The organism is Aeromicrobium sp. UC242_57 (genome assembly GCF_044452305.1).
Lineage (GTDB): Bacteria > Actinomycetota > Actinomycetes > Propionibacteriales > Nocardioidaceae > Aeromicrobium.
The window spans coordinates 747,808-764,288 of sequence record NZ_JBIOAM010000005.1 but is presented as its reverse complement, the minus strand read 5'-3'; the positions used below and the strand labels follow the sequence as shown (position 1 = coordinate 764,288).

Here is a 16,481-nt window from a genome sequence, read left to right as displayed (position 1 = left end):
CCAGCGTCACCGGCCTGGCCGATTCGCAGGGGCTGGACACCTGGAAGCTCAAGGCCCAGACCTGGACGCCTGGCGCCACGCAGTGGACGTCCAAGAAGACGAACCAGGACGAGATCAGCCTGACGGCCGACCAGGACGGCCGACTGCCGTCGTGGCTCGACATCGCGAGTCCGGTCGACCTGACCAAGCAGTCAGGCACCGGTGTCTACACGACGTCATTCAGCCTGCCGCTGGCTGGGCCACCACCGACGGCGCCTACCTCGACCTCGGAGACGTCGTCGACACCGTCCGGGTCAAGGTCAACGGTGAGAGCGTCTTGGTCAACCAGGCCGACAAGAGCCGGATCGACCTGGGCGGGCACCTGCGTGCGGGAACCAACGAGCTCGAGGTCAGGGTCGCGACGACGTTGTTCAACGCGGTCAAGACGTCCGGTGACAGCAACTACCAGATGCCGGCGCTGCAACGGACCGGTCTGATGGGACCGATCACGGTCACGCCGTACCGTGACGTCGCGCTGGTCGGCAAGGTCACGCCGCCCGCTGCTGCGAAGAAGGCGACTCGCACCTCCTTCAAGCTCAGCAGGGCGACCTATCGCAAGGGCGGCCGTCCGACGGTGAGCATCGTGGTCACCGCAGACCGGAAGGTGAGCGGCGTTGTCGAGGTCCGCGTCGACGGTCGTCGCCGCCATGTGGCCAAGGTCGTCAACGGAAGGGCGAAGGTCAAGCTGACGTCGAAGATCGGTCGCGGACGACACAAGGTGCAGGTCGTCTTCCGGGCGAACGGCACGTTCAAGGGCTCGAAGTCCCCACCAGGAACATCCGAGTCAAGTGACGTCATCTGGGTGGTGCGCGTTGGCGCACCACCCAGATGCGAGCTCAGGCGCTCTGCCGAAGAGCGGGGAGCCAGAGCGAGTCGACGAGCGTCACGAGATCCTCGTGCGACGGTGGCTCGTGGACTTGCAAGAACTCCCACATGACGATGGCGTGGCCCAGGTTGACCGCGGCTACGGAGGGAGCCGTGACAAGCTCACCGCGCGCTCGCGCGTGCTCGATGATCTCGTGGACGCCGTGGACGACAGGTGTCTCGGCGAACATGCTCGTCCGGGTGGCGGGGTCACCCTCGCTTACCACCCCGCGGGCCGCGTCGCCGAAAGCACCTCGGAGGAACTCCGACATGTTGGTCACGAAGGTCAGCAAGTCGGTCCGGAGGTCTCCGGTCGAGTCCACGGGCCGCTGGTGCTCCGCAGCGGCACGCCGCAGCATCTCTTGCGCGAGCTCGGCACGGTTCTTCCATCGCCGATAGATCACGGTCTTGGCCACGCCGGAGCGTGCGGCAACGCCTTCCATCGTGAATCCAGACCAGCCCCGCTCGCCGATCTCGCGCCAACCGGCATCGAGGATGGCGCGCTCGAGGACGGCGCCGCTACGACGGGTGGGTTTGTCGGGCACGAGCCGAAGTCTACAAACTGACTGCCTGCCTCAGCTGGTGGTCAGACCGTTCAGCACCCTGACCATGTCGTCCTCGGTGTCGTTGCCGATCTTCTCGAACACCAGCTTGATGACCGGGGTGGCGACCTTCGCCGCGCCCTTCAGCTCGATGTCGGCGTCATAGGTGATCTCGCTGCCGGTGCCAGAAGGCATGACGGCGATCGTGTCGGTGCTCGTCGCGGTGTCGTTGCTGCCGACGAAGACGACCTCGGTGTCGGTCAGCTTCTTCAGCTCGTACTGGAGCTCGGTGGAGATACCAGCGATCTTGGACGTGTTGTGCCAACGGCTCCCGACGGCGATGGGCCCGTCGTCGAGGCGGATGCACTTCTCGGTGCCCGGGTCCCACTCCTCGGCGTGGGAGAAGTCCTTGAGGTAGTCGAGCACCACGGACGGTGCGGGATCGACGGTGAACGTCCTGCTGATCTTGGTCATGGTGGGCAGGTACCCGAGGTCTGCCGGGTTCAACCGGGTCAGGGGGCGGATGAGCCTCCGGAAGAAACCCACAGAATTGGAGGTTCCGTTCTCCTAAATCTACAATCATTATAGATTTAGGAGAAGCTGACGAGAAAATCTACAATAGGTTTGTAAGTTTGGGGGACGGTGATGGCAGGATCCGACGCGCTCGTCTCCATCGGTGCCGTTGCGCGTGCCTTGGGAGTCTCCCTGAGCCAAGTCCGACTGTTGACCGATGCCGGGGTGCTGCCCGAAGCCACTCGTACCGGGGGCGGGCATCGCCGATACGAGCTCGGAGCCGTTCAGGAGGCATGGCGCAAGCGCGACGCCGTGACGCACGTCGATCCGACCGGGTTGCCGCAACGTCTTGTTCCGATCGACCCGGTGATCGATCGGACGGTCGACCTTCAGGGACTTGACGAGTCCCTGGTCTGGCGAGACGCGGTGGACTTCCTCGATCTCGACGGGGCCCCGCGCGCGAAAGCGATTGCCCAGTATGCGTTCACCGAGATGCTCAACAACGCCATCGACCATTCCAAGGGCGTGACCGCACGCATCCGGGCATGGAGGCACGGAGATCGGATTCAGCTGGAGGTTGTTGACGACGGTGTGGGCGTGTATCGAAACCTCCGTGAGGGCAAGGACCTTCCAGACCTCTACTCGGCCATTGCCGAGCTGACGAAGGGCAAGCAGACGACGGCGCCTGCGGCACATTCGGGCGAGGGCATCTTCTTCACTTCCAAGGCAGTCGACGTCTTCACGCTGGAGGCCAACGGCATCTCCTGGATCGTGGACAACCAGCGCTCCGATCATGCCGTCGGCATCTCGCACGTCGTGAGGGGCACGTCCGTGCGACTGACCATCGACCTGGCCACCGGTCGAAGCCTGGGAGACCTGTTTCGTGAGTTCAGCGACGACCACGAGTTCACGCGTACCCGTCCGGTGATCAAGCTCTTTGCCATCGGCGTCGATTTCGTGAGCCGCAGTGAGGCCAAGCGGCTCTTGGTGGACATGGACAAGTTCTCCGACATCGAGCTCGACTTCTCGGGAGTCGACAGTGTCGGTCAGGGTTTCGTCGACGACTCTTTCGGGTCTGGCCGCAGAACCATCCGGGAACGACCTTGACCCCGACGAACATGAACTCGGCCGTCGACTTCATGGTCACGCGAGGCCTTTCTCGCAGGTGATGGCGGCGGCATACCTGACGGGATGCTGCCGTGCAGTGTCGATGACAAAACTGCTGGAACGCCAGTATTGATTGGCCAGTACTGGCCGTTCTTCGCCGACACATTGACTCGATTCAATCGCGCGTCCTACGGTGTGACGACCATCACCGGACCCGCGTAGATCGGCGGTCGGCGGAGCCATCTCGGCACGCCCCCAGCACGCGTGGGTCCGCTCGCACAACCAAGGAGTACCCATGTCACGACGAGTCGTCCCTGCGCACCCCGGCGCGACGCCATGAGGCGCACCAGCAAGCGGTCGTTGTCCTTCGTCTCGATCGCCGCACTGGCGGTGTCGTCGTTCGCGGTGGCGACGGTGCAGGGCTCCGGCCCAGCCGGTGCGGCCGCGACGAGCAGCATCTCGGCGTCCGAGTTCGCCTCGCCGAGCACGCAGTTCCGTCCCGGCGTTCGGTGGTGGTGGTCTGGCGGTGCCGTCGAGACCGATGTGCTCGGCGAGCAGCTCGACTACATCGCGAAGTCCGGCTTCGGATACGTCGAGATCAACCCCTTCGGCGTCGACCCGCTTCCGGGTGACGAGGAGAAGGTCAAGGACATCTACACCGCCTCGTTCTACGACAAGCTCGAGTGGACGGTCGCGAAGGCCGAGGACCTCGGCATCACGGTCGACCTCAACATGGGTTCGGGCTGGAACGCCAACAGCCAGTACGTCACGATCGACGACGGCGAGCGCAATCTCGCCCTCGGCCGGACGACGCTCTCTGGCGCCGACCTGACGGCAGGGGCCGTGAGCGTTCCTGCCCTCGCCAAGAGCAAGCTCTACAAAGACCCGATGCCGAAGTTCGACGCATCCAAGGCCCGGCTGCAAGGCGTGCTGGTCGCCCAGAAGACCGGTTCTGCCGGCGCACTGACCGGCGACGCCACGAAGTTCGACGACGGCGCGACGACATGGGACCAGCGCATCTCGCTGGACGCCGAGGACAGCCACTACATCGACGCTGCCGACGTCATGGGCGGGACGTTCCACCTCGACGCCGACACGGCCGCCGCGATCGACGCCGGCAAGGACTACGAGGTCGTCGGCGTCTACTCGCTGCCCACCGGCACGGGCGGCGTCGACTCGGCGCGGCCCGACTGGTTCGTCGTCGACCACATGGACGCCGCCAAGACCATCGACTACGTCAACCAGTGGGTCGGCGACGAGAACCTGCGCCGCATCATCGACCGGCACGACAACGTGCGGGCGCTGTTCAACGACAGCGAGCTCAGCACCGACCTGTACTACACCGACGGTCTCGCCGACCTGGCGAAGGACGCCAAAAACAACGGCATCGGTTACGACTTCAGCAAGTACCTGCCGACGATCTACAAGCAGAACCTCGGTGCGCCGGCCTACATGCCGACCAACACGATGTCGGGATCGAACACGTCGTACCTGACCTATGGCACGAGCGCCGACGAGACCAACCGCATCCTCGCCGACTACCGGACGCTCGCCGGGCAGAAGTTCGCCGAAGGGCTCAAGGGCTTCAAGCGCGGCACGAATGCGGCCGGCCTGCAGTTCCGTCAGCAGGCGTACAACCCGCCGATGGACATCATCGGTGGCGCGAAGTACGTCGACATCCCCGAGGACGAGCAGCACGACGAGTTCCGGCTCATCACGACGTCGTCGGGTGCGCACCTGTACGGACGCAACCTGGTCTCGGCCGAGCAGTTCACGCTGGGCCTGACGCCGATGCAGAACTCGCTCGACAGCCTCAAGGTCGGCATCGACATGATGGCCACGAGCGGCGTCAACAACTTCTTCTACCACGGGCTGAACTACCCGTACGGCAAGGGAACCACGCAGTACGGCGAGAACGGCTGGGCCGGATTCCCGACCATCGGCGTCAACATGTCGGCGACCAACACGCTGTCGAAGTACTTCCCGCAGCTCAACGCGTACTCCGCGCGCCTCAACTACCTGACGCAGCAGGGTGCACCGAGCAAGGACGTCGCCGTCTACGCGCCGTTCAACACGCGCGCCGTGGCAACGGGTGCGACGCCCACGCTGAATCGCAACGGCTACGCCTGGGACGTCATCAACGATGACAGCATCCAGGCCGCCAGCACGGAGTGGAAGAACGGAAAAGCTGAGCGTCAACGGTGGCAAGGTCGAGTACGAGGCCTTGGTCGTCCACACGCAGACGGTTCCGGTCGCGACGATGAAGCGGCTGCTCGCCCTCGCCGAGCAGGGCGCACCGATTGTGTTCTTCGGCAAGCTGCCGAATGCGCAGGCCGGCTATGCGGATGGAGAGTACGCGTCGGAGGACAAGAAGGTCGCGAATCTGGCGACGAAGGTGCTGACCGACACCGATGCGGGCTACAACCCGACGTCGGCTGCGGCGCTGGCCAGCACGCTCAAGAAGGTCGTCACGCCCGAGGTCACGTACGACGCGAACGACGACGTCCGTTTCGTCCGCCGCAGCCTGACCGACGGCGGCGAGGTGACCTACCTCCGCAACACGGCCGCGACCGCCAACACCATCACGGTGCGCGCCGACGACCAGTTCAAGAACTTCTACTGGCTCGACCAGAAGACCGGCAAGATCTACCCGGCATCGGTCAAGGACGGTGCCGTCACGTTCAGGCTCGACGCCGGCGGCGACGCTCTCGGTCGTGGCGCGACTCCGGCCAAGCCCAGCAACGGCATCGCGCTGCTCGCGGAGCCTGCCGGTGTCACGATTCCGCAGTCCGATCTGAGCAAGGGTCTTCCTGCAGGCGTTGACCGGGTCGCACCTGAGACGACCGTGCCGGTCAGTCCACGTCGTTGACGGTGACCGCTGACAACCTCGACGGGGTCATCGGCGGCGAGGTCACGACCCAGACGTTCACCGACGACGTCCTCGGCAACTGGAAGGATGCCGACTTCCAGGCTGGCGCGTTGCGGTCCGTCGTGGAGGACGGGGTCTACCGGGCCACCGTCGACGTCACTCCGGTCAAGGGCAAGAGGTACCTGCTCAACCTGGGCCAGGTGTTCACGGCCGCCAGCGTGAAGGTCAACGGCGCACAGGCGGGCAAGGTGCTGTTCGCTCCCTACGAGGTCGACGTCACCGATCAGCTGAAGGCGGGGGTCAACCAGATCGAGATCGCGGTCACGCCTCGGAAGAAGAACCGCTACTTCCCGGCCGCGACCAACACCAACGGCCAGTACTCGATGGCCAGCCCGCAGGACGCCGGTCTGGTGGGTCCGATCACCTTGCAGAGCGCCAAGGATGCCTTCTACGTGGCACCGGCCAAGCCGCCGGTGGCCCCTCCGGCCAAGATCAAGCCGTCGGTGTCGTTCAAGCTCTCTGCAAGCTCGGTGAAGGCCAGCAAGAAGGTCAGGGCGACGGTGCTCGTCAAGGCCAAGGGGGTCGCCGCGCCGACCGGGACGATCCGGGTCATGAAGGGCAGCAAGACGATCAAGGTCGTCACGTTGCGCGCCAAGGACAAGGGCAAGCGGGTCTTCACCCTGCCGAAGCTGGCCAAGGGCAAGCACACGCTCAAGATCGTCTACTCCGGTGGAGGGAAGGTCAACGGCAAGAGCTCGGTGACGCGGACACTCCGAGTCAAGTAGGAGGCAGCTGACGACGCGGTGGCGGGGACGAACGGTTCCCCGCCACCGCGTCGTGTCATCTACCGGCGCGTTTCGTGCGGGGGATAAGCCGTGGCTATAGGGGACCAGAAGCCAGAGTTGGTCGCCGAGTCATTGTCTGCTGATGGCGCTCTGGGCAAGACTGGATACGACCTGTTAAATCGATTTAGAGGAGTGATGGTGAACGCCTGCGCCACTCCGAGATCATGGCTCGTCACTACGTGGGACGCGCGACTCCAGGGACCGAGCGACCGTCTCGACAGCGTCGAGGAACCACCTGACCGCAGGGTCCTGCGCACGTGTCTTGTCGTAGAACATGACCATCGGCACGGCGGGCGGTGCCCACGGGGTTGGCACGATCGTCACGCCTGCTGGTCCGGCGAGCTGATCGGCCAGCCGGCGGTGAAGAAGTCCCACGCGCGGGGTCCCCGCCACGAGGTAGGGGACGGCCGAGAACGTCGGGGCGGTGACTGCGACGACGATCTCGACGCCGGCCCGTCGCAGGTACTCCTGTGCCGGAACGGCGGTGTTGACGTGGGTCGCGACCCAGCCGCGCGAGGTGAAGTCGGACTCGGTCCAAGCAGCGGCCTCCGCCGCAAGATGGTCAGACACGACGCAGCACCACGAGTCGGTGAACAGCTCGATGGTCTCTCCGGGCGGAGTGACGGCGGTGGGGACGACGATGCCATCCAGGTGGCGGAGTGCCTCGCGGAACGAGTCGAATCCCGAGATCGGCGCGGTGTCGAGGCGCAGCCGCGCGCCTGGCGCTGCCGCGGCGAGGTGAGCCACCAGTGGGCCTCCGAACACGGCGGCGACGTAGTCGCTCATCGACACCACGAACTCACGCTCGGTCGTGCTCGGATCGAATGCGCCTCCCCCGGCGAGCACCTGCCCGAGCTCGTGGACGAGGTCGTGGACGCGCGGCTGGAGCCCCGCGGCCAGGGCGGTCAGGTCGTACTGATGACCGACGCGGATCAACAGCCGTCGTCGAAGTGACGCCGGAAGCTTGGCCAGCGACTGGCTAGCGGCCGGCTGGGACACGCCGAGCCGGCGGGCCGCGGCGCTGACGTTGCGTTCTTCGAGCAGGGCGTTCAACGCGATCACGAGGTTGAGGTCGAGCCGGCGGAGATCGAACGCAGTCATCGGTCGAGCGTACGACGACGAGCGCCCCTCGAGCGGGCACTCGCTGAGCAACGAGGCAACCTGGCCGAAACTGGCCGAGAACGGACCACGCATGAATAGCGCAGGCAGCACCGCACCGGAGCTGACGACGGAGGACGACTTCGTCCCGGACGTCCAGACGCTCGAGATCCTGGCCGCCCTGGCCGAGGGCAAGAACAAGGAGGAGGCAGCGATCTGCTCGCACGTGTCGGGCCGGACCATGCGGCGCAAGCTGGCCGAGCTGCGAGTGACCTGGAACGTGGACTCCAACGTCGAGGCCGTCGTGCTGGCGGTGCGGCGCGGACTCATCTGAGCGGAGCCGTCGGGCTCAAGAACGTACGATCATCAGCGCATACACTGGCAGGGTGAGTGAGGCGCCGTCTCGCACGTGAAAGGACTGCTCTGATGGTCAGGTACGACAAGCAGCACAAGGAGGCCACTCGGTCCCGCATCGTGGAGTCGGCTGGGCGCCGTCTCAAGCAGGACGGCATTGACGGATCGGGCGTCGCCGTGCTGATGAAGGACGCCGGGCTGACCAACGGGGCGTTCTACGCCCATTTCGACTCCAAGGACAGCTTGGTGGCCGAAGTCGTGGCGAGCGAGCTCGCGGCGCAGCTCGATCGGTATGACTCGCTGCCACAGGGGCGAGAGGGAGTCGAGGAGATGATCCGGCAATACCTGTCGGTCGAGCATCGGGACAACCCTTCGGAGGGTTGCCCTTCGGCCTCGTTGCTCGACGAGATCGCGCGCAGCACGCCTGCGACCCGTCAGGCCTATACCGACGGCGCGACAGCATTGGTCGATGCTCTGACCCGTCGGCTTTCGGGCGATGACGGCTCGGGCGAACCGTGCCTGCAAGCGCGGGCGAGGGCCTTCAGTGCCTATGCCCTCATGGTGGGCACGATGCAGTTCGCCCGGGCCCTGACCGACGACGAGCTCTCGCGTGCAGTGATCGCTCAGGGTCTGGCCGATGTGCTGGCGATGCTCGACCGGTAGTCCTGGCTTCTTCGTCTTTGGCGTATGGTCATAATATCAAGGTGACTGCATGACGCACGTGCCGTCGCCATCGGCCAGGAGGCACATATGACCAGTTTGAAAAATCAGACAGTTCTCGTCACCGGGGCCAACCGGGGTGTCGGGCGCGAGTTCGTCGAGCAAGCTTCTCGATCGGGGAGTTGCCAAGGTGTATGCCGCAGCACGCGACCCGCGTTCGGTCTCGGCGACCGACTCACGAGTCCACCCGCTTCAGCTCGACGTCACGGATGCGCGATCCGTCGCCGAGGCAGCCGCTGCGGCCAGCGATGTCAGCATCCTGGTCAACAATGCCGGTATCTCGCTGGTCGCCTCGCCGCTCGAGGGTGACGACTCGGCCTTGCGCCGCGAGTTCGAGACCAACTTCTTCGGGCCACTGGCACTCGCGTCCGCGTTCCGTGACGGGCTGGTCGAGCGTTCGGGCGCCGTCGTCAACGTCGCGTCGGCGCTGGCCTGGCTGGCGCTCGGCGGCAGCTACAGCGCTTCCAAGGCGGCCCTGTGGTCGGCGACCGACTCGATGCGTGTCGAGCTTGCACCCCACGGCGTGCAGGTCGTCGGCGTCTATATGGGCTACGTCGACACCGACATGGCAACAGGCGTCGACGCGCCCAAGGCTGATCCGGCCGACATCGTCCGCCAGGTGCTCGACGGAGTCGAGTCGGGGCACACCGAGGTGCTCGCCGACGAGACCGCACGTCAGGTCAGGAGCAGCCTCCATCTTCCTGCCTCCGAGCGCTATGCCTCGTTCCTGCCCGTCGTCTGACATCCCTCCTGAGCGCCACGCTGTGCATGAGTGCTGAAGCGCCCCATCCCTTGGCTACCCGAGCATGTGCTCCGGTAGCACCTCGACCGAAAGAAGCTCCCCTGACATGTCCCTCGCCTTCACACCCGCCACGATCGGCCCGTGGCGCCTTCCCCAGTCGTTCGTCATGGCACCCATGACCCGCAGTCGCGCAGGAGAGGGGAATGCCCCCACGGCGCTCAACGCGGAGTACTACGCCCAACGGGCCGGTGCCGGACTGATCATCACCGAAGGTATTGCGCCCAGCGCAGTGGGTCAGGGTTATCCGTTCGTGCCGGGGCTGTACACCGAGGCCCAGGTGGCGGGCTGGCGTGACGTCGCCGATGCGGTGCACGCGGCCGGTGGCACGATTGTCGCGCGCTGATGCACGTCGGTCGGATCGCGGCGGCCGACAACAAGCATGGCTTCGAGACGATCGCCCCGAGTGTCGTCCAGGCACCGGGACAGATGTTCACCCCGACCGGGCCTCAGGCTCACGACGTGCCGCGAGCCATCGGCCGCGACGAGCTGGCGGGCATCATGGACGACTACGTCGAGGCTGCCCGAAACGCCATCCGTGCCGGGCTCGACGGCGTCGAGGTGCACGCCGCCAACGGCTATCTGCTGCACCAGTTCCTCGATCCCACGGTCAACGTGCGTGACGACGAGTACGGCGGCACACCGCAGCAGCGTGCACGCTTCGTCGTCGAGGTCATCTCAGCTGTGGCTGAGGCCATCGGCGCCGAGCGGGTCGGCGTGCGCCTCTCGCCGGGCAATCCGTTGAACGGCATGGGCGAGCAGCCCGGCCCCGACCTGCAGGACACGTACCGCAGCGTCGTCGACGGCATCAGCGGGCTGGGACTGGCCTACCTGAGCGTCTTGTCGGTGTCGCAAGAACATCTTGGCGCGCTGGTCGCTGACCTGCGGGATCGTTTCGCGGGTCCGCTGGTGCTCGACACCCCCGGCGCCTCGCCGACGTCGCTGGAGGTCGTCGAGCGCATCCTGGCCGACGGTGTTGCGGACGTCGTCGCTGTCGGCCAGGCCTTCGTGGCCAACCCCGATCTGGCCGAGCGCTGGAGGCTGGGCGCCGACCTCAATGCCGGTGACCCGAGCACCTACTACGGCGGCGACGCTCGCGGCTACACCGACTACCCCACGTTGTCCGCGGCCAGCTGACCGAACCGGTCGGCTGCAAGGGTCGTCGTCGCGGTGATCACCTCATCGTGACGACGACCTTGCCCTTTGCTCGGCCGGAGTCGACATGGGCCAGCGCCTCGAGGGTCTGGTCGAACGCGAAGACGCTGTCGACCACAGGACGGATGACGCCGTCGTCGACGAGACGTGCAAGGATCTCGAGCTGCTCGCCGCTCGCCCTCATGAACAGGAACGAATAGCGCACGTCGAGACGGCGCGCGGTCTTGCGCACCTTGCGGCTGATCAGTCCGGTGGCGAGCTGCATGATCGGGTTGGCGCCGATGGATCGGGAAAATGTCGGATCGGGTGGGCCGCCGAGGCCGATCACGATGCCGCCCGGCTTCAGCACGGTCAGCGACTTTGCGACGCTGTCAGGACCGAGTGAGTCGAGGACGAGGTCGTAGCCGCTGAGGACGTCTTCGAAGGCATCGGTCTTGTAGTCGACGACGACGTCGGCGCCCAGGCTCTTGACCAGCGATGTTCGCGGTGCTCGTCGTGACCGCCACTGTTGCACCGAGGTGCTTGGCTAGCTGGATGGCGACCGTGCCGACCCCGCCTGATCCCGCGTGGATGAGAACCTTCTGCCCCGGCTTCACGCCACCTCGTTCGACGAGAAGCTTGCCATGCGGTCAGGGCGACGAGCGGGAGCGACGCGGCTTCTGTCGCCGTCGTCGACGCGGGGGCGAGGGCGAGGTCGTGCTCGTCGACCGAGACGGCTCGGCGAACGTGCCGATGCGGAAGTCGGTGGGTCGGCCGAACACCACGTCGCCGACGGCGAACCTGGTCACGGCGGACCCGATGCGGATCACCACGCCGGCCAGGTCGTGCCCTAGGACGAAGGGCGGCTTGTACGGAAGGATCAGCTTGAACTCGCCCTGGGCGATCTTGGAGTCGAGGGGATTTGCTCCGGCGGCCTCGACTCGCACGAGGACGTCGTGGGGCGCCACTGTGGGCTCGGGACGCTCGACTGCGCGCACGGCCCCGGTCTTGGCGTACTTCTCGACGATGAAGGCCAACATGACGCATCTTCTCCCGGAGCTCGGTGTGGCACGAGGTGTGCTTGACCTGCACGAGACTATAAGAGTACGGTCGTAATATCAAAGGGCGGTCCCGCTCGTTCGTCCAAGGAGAGACATGACCACGACCTACCGCTCTGCGCCCGGCAAGACTGTCGATGTCGGCGGCTCGACCTACTCCTACCGAGAGCTGGGTCCCGAGGGCGGTGTGCCGGTGATCTTCCTCAATCACCTCGCGGCCAATCTCGACAACTGGGATCCGCGCGTCGTCGACGGCTTTGCCGCCCAGCGGCATGTCATCGCGATCGACTACCGCGGTGTCGGTCGCTCCACGTCGAGGGCGCGGACCGCAGTCGACGACATGGCCAGAGACATGATCGACGTGATCCGCGCGCTCGGTCACCAGAGCGTCGACCTGCACGGCTTCTCGCTCGGTGGAATGGTGTCGCAGGCCATCGTCGTCCTCGATCCGCAGCTGGTCCGTCGGCTGATCCTCACTGGCACGGGGCCTGCTGGCGGCACCGGCATCGACCGGGTCACCCGCATCTCGATCATCGACATCCTGCACGGCCTGGTGACGTTCAAGGACCCCAAGACGTACCTGTTCTTCACCCGGACGCCGCGCGGCAAGCAGGCGGCGGCGGCCTTTCTCGACCGGCTCGGCGAGCGCACGGATGATCGCGACGCCGCCGTGTCGTTGACGACGTTCCGCGCCCAGCTCAAGGCGATCCACGGCTGGGGAGTCCGGCCCCCGGCCGATCTGTCGACCATCACGATCCCGGTGTTCATCGCCAATGGCGACGCCGACCGCATGGTTCCGACCGTCAACTCCGAGAACCTGGCCGCCCGTCTTCCGGACAGTCGCCTCAGGATCTATCCCGACGCCGGACATGGTGGTGTCTTCCAGTTCCACGACGAGTTCGTCCGAGAAGCGCTGGAGTTTCTGGCGCGCTAGGAGCCCTGATCGACGCCGTCAGGCCAGACCGTTGCTTCGCAGGTACAGCCACAGCTCGGCGGCCACATCGGGATCGTCAAGGTCGGCGCCCAGCAGCCACGGCATCGGGTGATGCGGTGACGCAGGGTGTTGCGGTGGACGCCGAGGTCGCGGGCGGCCGGATCCCACTGGCCGCGATGGCGTAGATAGGCCACGAGTGCAGGGACCAGGTCGGCACGGGTGTAGTCGAGCACCCGACCGATGCCCTCGCGGACGACGTCTGGCGCGAGTGCGGCCTGGCGCGGTCCGGCGACCGACCCGTCTGGTGCGGTGGCGACCGTCGCCAGCAACCCGACCCGGACCTCGTGCAGCGTCGCCACGGGCACGACGTCCGACAGTGCTGCCGCCGCACGCGGGTCGACATCCTTCAGCAGGGGGACCAGCGCAGCGATATCTGTCTGCGCCGCGGGGAGCACGAACCAGCACTGATCTGCGTCGGCGGGAGCGGGGATGGCACCACGGTTCCACTGCAGCACCGCGGTGACGACGTCGACCGGACGCGACGAGCGCACCGCCAGCACGCGGGCGCTGTCCCCGATGTCTGCGAGCCTCAGGCGCGAGGACAGCCGGTGTGCGGCGTCGGTGAAACCCATGTCGAGCAGCGTCGCGACGGCCTGCAGCTGCGACTGTGCACCGGCGTCGGCCCGCTGTCGTTGCACCGCGTTCAGGCTCAACAGGGCACTGGCGGTCAGCACGAGCCGCCGGTCGGTCGACGTCAGGCTCGCGGGGGAGCCGACCGCGATGTAGCCGACGACGCGTTCCTCCAACGGCAGGGGGAAGACGGCGACGACCTCGTCGCCGGACGGGAACGTCGCCGTGGAGTGGATGCCGGCGACGCGCAGATCCTTGATCTGGTCGGCGACTGCGATGGCGTCGGCGACCCGGCCGCTGGGGTACACGTGCTCGACCTGCCCGGACGGGTCGAGGGTCGCCACCCACGCACCGATGGCCCCGGACAGGCTCTTGAGCGTCTCGGCGACCGGATTGCTGGAGACGACGGCATTGACGAGCGAACGGTGTGCCGTGATCGCATCGCTGAGCTGCTGCTGGGTCGAGCGCGACCGGCTCGTCCAATACGTCTTGGTGACGGTCAGGAAGGCGGACTCCGGCGGGACGACCAGCAGGCACAGGCCGTGCTTGCGGCAGCTGGCGGCGAGGTTCGACGGGATCTCGGTGACGGTCGGGCCCAGCCCCAGGCCCAGGGCGCTGACTCCGACGCCGAGGAGTCGGGAGACGTACCGGTCGCAGCCCATCGCCGAGTCGGGCAGCGAGAGTCCGGTCGTGAGCAGCAGCTCGCCGCCGCTGAGATAGGACGTCGGGTCTGACAGCTCGCTCACGTGCACCGCCGTCACTGGCGCGTCCGGGGCATCGAAACCGTCGGCCACGAGCAGATCTCTGGGCAGCGCGGCGCACAGCTCGGCGACGGTTGGCAGATCCATCTGTACAGATTATCCAACATCTACAAGAGATGGATGAAGTGACCGAGGAATCGGCATCCTCGCGACGAGATGATCGTCCTGATCGTCCCCGACCCCTGCACCGAGGAGCACCCTGATGGCCCAACCGACCCAGCAACGGATCATCAAGACGGCTCTTCCCGGTCCGCGGTCGGTCGAGCTGCAGGCCACCCGCGACAGCAACCTGGCCGGCGGCCTCGGCAAGACGCTGCCGATCTTCGTCGAGGAGGCCGGCGGCGCCATCATCGTCGACGTCGACGGCAACCACCTGATCGACCTGGCCTCCGGTATCGCGGTGACCAGCGTGGGCGCATCGCACCCCCGCGTCGTGGCTCGCATCCAGGAGCAGGCCGAGAAGTTCACCCACACGTGCTTCCTCGTCACCCAGTACGACGTCTTCACCGAGGTCGCGGCAGCGCTCAACCGGATCACGCCGGGCGATCACGCCAAGAAGACCGCGCTGTTCTCGACCGGCGCCGAAGCCGTCGAGAACGCGATCAAGATCGCCCGCGTCGCGACCGGTCGCCAGGCCGTCGTGGTGCTGGGTCACGCCTATCACGGCCGCAGCCTGCTGACGATGTCGATGACGGCCAAGAACGTCCCGTACAAGGAGGGCTTCGGGCCGTTCGCGCCCGAGGTCTACCGGGCGCCGTCTCCTACCCGTACCGCTGGACCGGCGGCGCCGACCAGGCCGCCACCGAAGGCTTCGACGCCCTGCGCGAGCTGATCCAGACGCAGGTCGGCGCCACGAACGTCGCCGCGATCGTGATCGAGCCCATCCAGGGCGAAGGTGGGTTCATCGTCCCGCCGCCGGGCTACCTCGCGATGGTCCAGGAGTTCGCCCGCGAGAACGGCATCGTGTTCGTCGCCGACGAGATCCAGACCGGCATCGGACGCACCGGCGAGTGGTTCGCCTGCGATCACGAGGGCATCGTGCCCGACCTGATCACCACCGCGAAGGCACTCGGCGGTGGCATGCCGATCTCTGCGGTCACCGGCCGCGCCGAGATCATGGATGCCGTCCCCGCCGGTGGGCTCGGCGGAACGTACGCCGGCAACCCGGTGGCCTGCGCGGCTGCGCTGGGTGCCATCGAGGCCATCGAGGCCGAAGGTCTGATCGAGCGGGCCCGCGCGATCGAGGCGACGGTCATGCCGCGACTTGGTGCGCTCGCAGGCACGGACTCGCCGGTCGGCGAGGTACGCGGCCGCGGCGCGATGATCGCCGTCGAGTTCGTCCGACCGGGCACGAAGGAACCTGCCCCGGAGGTCGCCAAGGCCGTCGCCGCCCAGTGTCATGCCGAGGGCGTCCTGGTGCTGGTCTGCGGAACGTTCGGCAACGTCATCCGGCTGCTGCCCCCGCTCGTCATCGACGACGAGCTGCTCGAGGACGCGCTCACGGTCATCGAGGCAGCGATCACTGCGCAGCGACTGGACGGACAGGCATGAGCGTCGACACGAGCTTCGATCCCCGCACGGGTGCCGTCGCCGCGACCGTTGCCCACACGACGGACGCCGAGCTCGATGCTGCTGTGGCGCGCGCGGCGGCGGCCGCCGACGTGGTTGCACGCACGTCGCCAGCCGAACGGCGCACGTGGCTGCACGCCGCTGCGCAGGCGCTCGAAGATCACCTCGACGACTGGCTGGCGCCGCGGACTGGGAGACTGCGCTCGGTCGCACCCGTCTCGACGGCGAGGTGCTCCGCACCGCGAACCAGATCCGCTTCTACGCCGACGTCGCCGTCGAGGGCAGCTACCTCGGCGCGGTCCGCGACGAGGCTGCTCCGCACCTTGCCCGTGTCCAGGTGCCGATCGGCCCGGTCGCGGTGTTCGGCGCGAGCAACTTCCCGTTCGCGTTCAGCGTCTTCGGCAACGACACCGCCTCGGCGATCGCGGCTGGCTGCAGCGTCGTGGTCAAGGCCCACCCGGCCCACCTCCAGGTCGGTCAGCGGGTCTTCGAGATCACGCGGGACGCCATGGTCGGTGCGGGTGCGCCGCGCGGACTGCTCGAGATGGTCTACGGGTTCGAAGCGGGTCGCACGCTCGTGCAGCACCCCAGCATCGCCGCGGTCGCCTTCACCGGATCGCAGGCCGGCGGCATACGGCTTGTGGC

Annotated in this window: 18 protein-coding genes and 2 pseudogenes; 14 read left to right on the top strand and 6 right to left on the bottom strand. The window is 66.7% G+C overall.

The genetic code is table 11. The features are described from left to right. Positions 1-82: 82 nt before the first annotated feature. Positions 83-976 (top strand): hypothetical protein, encoded by an 894-nt coding sequence (locus ACHMWU_RS26275; RefSeq protein ID WP_396048505.1) that lies wholly within the window; start codon positions 83-85, stop codon positions 974-976. On the opposite strand, the gene ACHMWU_RS26270 is transcribed toward ACHMWU_RS26275, so the two are convergent. Both ACHMWU_RS26270 and ACHMWU_RS26265 read right to left on the bottom strand, forming a co-directional pair. Continuing rightward, positions 876-1,448, bottom strand: coding sequence for a TetR/AcrR family transcriptional regulator (locus ACHMWU_RS26270; RefSeq protein WP_396048503.1), 573 nt, complete (start codon positions 1,446-1,448; stop codon positions 876-878). The genes ACHMWU_RS26275 and ACHMWU_RS26270 overlap by 101 nt on opposite strands. 30 nt (positions 1,449-1,478) lie before the next feature. Beyond that, positions 1,479-1,919, bottom strand: coding sequence for an SRPBCC family protein (locus ACHMWU_RS26265; protein ID WP_396048501.1), 441 nt, complete (start codon positions 1,917-1,919; stop codon positions 1,479-1,481). Between the two features lie 171 nt (positions 1,920-2,090). Between ACHMWU_RS26265 and ACHMWU_RS26260 the strand changes: the two genes are divergently transcribed. The 4 genes and pseudogenes from ACHMWU_RS26260 (at position 2,091) to ACHMWU_RS26245 (ending at position 6,719) form a co-directional block, all read left to right on the top strand. Next, entirely contained in the window at positions 2,091-3,065 is a 975-nt protein-coding gene (locus ACHMWU_RS26260) for a MerR family DNA-binding transcriptional regulator (RefSeq protein WP_396048499.1), read from the top strand. A 336-nt stretch (positions 3,066-3,401) separates the two neighbouring features. Then, positions 3,402-5,219, top strand: a pseudogene (locus ACHMWU_RS26255) (glycosyl hydrolase); the annotation flags it as partial. Next, positions 5,209-5,934, top strand: a complete 726-nt coding sequence (locus tag ACHMWU_RS26250; RefSeq protein WP_396049231.1) for a glycosyl hydrolase — start codon at positions 5,209-5,211, stop codon at positions 5,932-5,934. The pseudogene ACHMWU_RS26255 and the gene ACHMWU_RS26250, both read left to right, overlap by 11 nt. Before the next feature lie 2 nt (positions 5,935-5,936). Next, a complete protein-coding gene (locus ACHMWU_RS26245) occupies positions 5,937-6,719 on the top strand; it encodes a glycosylhydrolase-like jelly roll fold domain-containing protein (protein ID WP_396048497.1) in 783 nt (260 codons plus the stop codon). 222 nt (positions 6,720-6,941) lie between these two features. Here the strand turns inward: ACHMWU_RS26245 and ACHMWU_RS26240 are convergent, their stop codons facing one another. After that, a complete protein-coding gene (locus ACHMWU_RS26240) occupies positions 6,942-7,880 on the bottom strand; it encodes a LysR family transcriptional regulator (protein ID WP_396048495.1) in 939 nt (312 codons plus the stop codon). A gap of 91 nt (positions 7,881-7,971) precedes the next feature. Between ACHMWU_RS26240 and ACHMWU_RS26235 the strand changes: the two genes are divergently transcribed. The 5 genes from ACHMWU_RS26235 to ACHMWU_RS26215 all read left to right on the top strand — a co-directional run bounded on the left by ACHMWU_RS26235 (position 7,972) and on the right by ACHMWU_RS26215 (position 10,887). Beyond that, a complete protein-coding gene (locus ACHMWU_RS26235; RefSeq protein WP_396048493.1) occupies positions 7,972-8,211 on the top strand; it encodes a hypothetical protein in 240 nt (79 codons plus the stop codon). 92 nt (positions 8,212-8,303) lie between these two features. Next, positions 8,304-8,894, top strand: a complete 591-nt coding sequence (locus ACHMWU_RS26230) for a TetR/AcrR family transcriptional regulator (protein ID WP_396048491.1) — start codon at positions 8,304-8,306, stop codon at positions 8,892-8,894. A 187-nt stretch (positions 8,895-9,081) separates the two neighbouring features. Then, a complete protein-coding gene (locus ACHMWU_RS26225) occupies positions 9,082-9,693 on the top strand; it encodes an SDR family oxidoreductase (RefSeq protein WP_396048489.1) in 612 nt (203 codons plus the stop codon). A gap of 106 nt (positions 9,694-9,799) precedes the next feature. Further along, positions 9,800-10,096, top strand: a complete 297-nt coding sequence (locus tag ACHMWU_RS26220; protein WP_396048487.1) for a hypothetical protein — start codon at positions 9,800-9,802, stop codon at positions 10,094-10,096. Next, complete coding sequence (locus ACHMWU_RS26215) at positions 10,096-10,887, top strand: alkene reductase (RefSeq protein WP_396048484.1); 792 nt, start codon at positions 10,096-10,098, stop codon at positions 10,885-10,887. Before ACHMWU_RS26220 ends, ACHMWU_RS26215 begins: the two co-directional genes overlap by 1 nt. Before the next feature lie 37 nt (positions 10,888-10,924). Here the strand turns inward: ACHMWU_RS26215 and ACHMWU_RS26210 are convergent, their stop codons facing one another. Together ACHMWU_RS26210 and ACHMWU_RS26205 are read right to left on the bottom strand one after the other, a co-directional pair. Continuing rightward, positions 10,925-11,419 carry a zinc-binding dehydrogenase gene (locus ACHMWU_RS26210; RefSeq protein ID WP_396048482.1) on the bottom strand — a complete coding sequence of 165 codons (495 nt, stop codon included), beginning with the start codon at positions 11,417-11,419 and terminating at the stop codon, positions 10,925-10,927. Between the two features lie 115 nt (positions 11,420-11,534). Next, entirely contained in the window at positions 11,535-11,924 is a 390-nt protein-coding gene (locus tag ACHMWU_RS26205; RefSeq protein WP_396048479.1) for an alcohol dehydrogenase catalytic domain-containing protein, read from the bottom strand. 115 nt (positions 11,925-12,039) lie between these two features. Between ACHMWU_RS26205 and ACHMWU_RS26200 the strand changes: the two genes are divergently transcribed. Next, complete coding sequence (locus ACHMWU_RS26200; RefSeq protein WP_396048477.1) at positions 12,040-12,876, top strand: alpha/beta fold hydrolase; 837 nt, start codon at positions 12,040-12,042, stop codon at positions 12,874-12,876. Here ACHMWU_RS26200 and ACHMWU_RS26195 read toward each other — a convergent pair. Further along, positions 12,873-14,354 carry a PucR family transcriptional regulator ligand-binding domain-containing protein gene (locus tag ACHMWU_RS26195; protein WP_396048475.1) on the bottom strand — a complete coding sequence of 494 codons (1,482 nt, stop codon included), beginning with the start codon at positions 14,352-14,354 and terminating at the stop codon, positions 12,873-12,875. The genes ACHMWU_RS26200 and ACHMWU_RS26195 overlap by 4 nt on opposite strands. 115 nt (positions 14,355-14,469) lie before the next feature. Between ACHMWU_RS26195 and ACHMWU_RS26190 the strand changes: the two genes are divergently transcribed. From ACHMWU_RS26190 to ACHMWU_RS26180, 3 genes and pseudogenes are all read left to right on the top strand, one after another. Next, positions 14,470-15,099, top strand: coding sequence for an aminotransferase class III-fold pyridoxal phosphate-dependent enzyme (locus ACHMWU_RS26190; protein ID WP_396048473.1), 630 nt, complete (start codon positions 14,470-14,472; stop codon positions 15,097-15,099). Further along, positions 15,087-15,818: an aminotransferase class III-fold pyridoxal phosphate-dependent enzyme gene (locus ACHMWU_RS26185; RefSeq protein ID WP_396049230.1), complete on the top strand. Its 732-nt coding sequence runs from the start codon at positions 15,087-15,089 to the stop codon at positions 15,816-15,818. Before ACHMWU_RS26190 ends, ACHMWU_RS26185 begins: the two co-directional genes overlap by 13 nt. Further along, positions 15,815-16,422 (top strand): annotated as a pseudogene (locus tag ACHMWU_RS26180) (aldehyde dehydrogenase family protein); the annotation flags it as partial. The gene ACHMWU_RS26185 and the pseudogene ACHMWU_RS26180, both read left to right, overlap by 4 nt. Positions 16,423-16,481 lie beyond the last annotated feature (59 nt).

What these genes read in the sequence shown, in the direction of transcription:
- ACHMWU_RS26265 (WP_396048501.1), bottom strand. Translation starts at nt 1,919, where the DNA reads ATGACCAAGATCAGCAGGACGTTCACCGTCGATCCCGCACCGTCCGTG.
- ACHMWU_RS26260 (WP_396048499.1), top strand. Translation starts at nt 2,091, where the DNA reads ATGGCAGGATCCGACGCGCTCGTCTCCATCGGTGCCGTTGCGCGTGCC.
- ACHMWU_RS26250 (WP_396049231.1), top strand. Translation starts at nt 5,209, where the DNA reads ATGACAGCATCCAGGCCGCCAGCACGGAGTGGAAGAACGGAAAAGCTG.
- ACHMWU_RS26240 (WP_396048495.1), bottom strand. Translation starts at nt 7,880, where the DNA reads ATGACTGCGTTCGATCTCCGCCGGCTCGACCTCAACCTCGTGATCGCG.
- ACHMWU_RS26235 (WP_396048493.1), top strand. Translation starts at nt 7,972, where the DNA reads ATGAATAGCGCAGGCAGCACCGCACCGGAGCTGACGACGGAGGACGAC.
- ACHMWU_RS26230 (WP_396048491.1), top strand. Translation starts at nt 8,304, where the DNA reads ATGGTCAGGTACGACAAGCAGCACAAGGAGGCCACTCGGTCCCGCATC.
- ACHMWU_RS26220 (WP_396048487.1), top strand. Translation starts at nt 9,800, where the DNA reads ATGTCCCTCGCCTTCACACCCGCCACGATCGGCCCGTGGCGCCTTCCC.
- ACHMWU_RS26215 (WP_396048484.1), top strand. Translation starts at nt 10,096, where the DNA reads ATGCACGTCGGTCGGATCGCGGCGGCCGACAACAAGCATGGCTTCGAG.
- ACHMWU_RS26205 (WP_396048479.1), bottom strand. Translation starts at nt 11,924, where the DNA reads ATGTTGGCCTTCATCGTCGAGAAGTACGCCAAGACCGGGGCCGTGCGC.
- ACHMWU_RS26200 (WP_396048477.1), top strand. Translation starts at nt 12,040, where the DNA reads ATGACCACGACCTACCGCTCTGCGCCCGGCAAGACTGTCGATGTCGGC.
- ACHMWU_RS26195 (WP_396048475.1), bottom strand. Translation starts at nt 14,354, where the DNA reads ATGGATCTGCCAACCGTCGCCGAGCTGTGCGCCGCGCTGCCCAGAGAT.
- ACHMWU_RS26190 (WP_396048473.1), top strand. Translation starts at nt 14,470, where the DNA reads ATGGCCCAACCGACCCAGCAACGGATCATCAAGACGGCTCTTCCCGGT.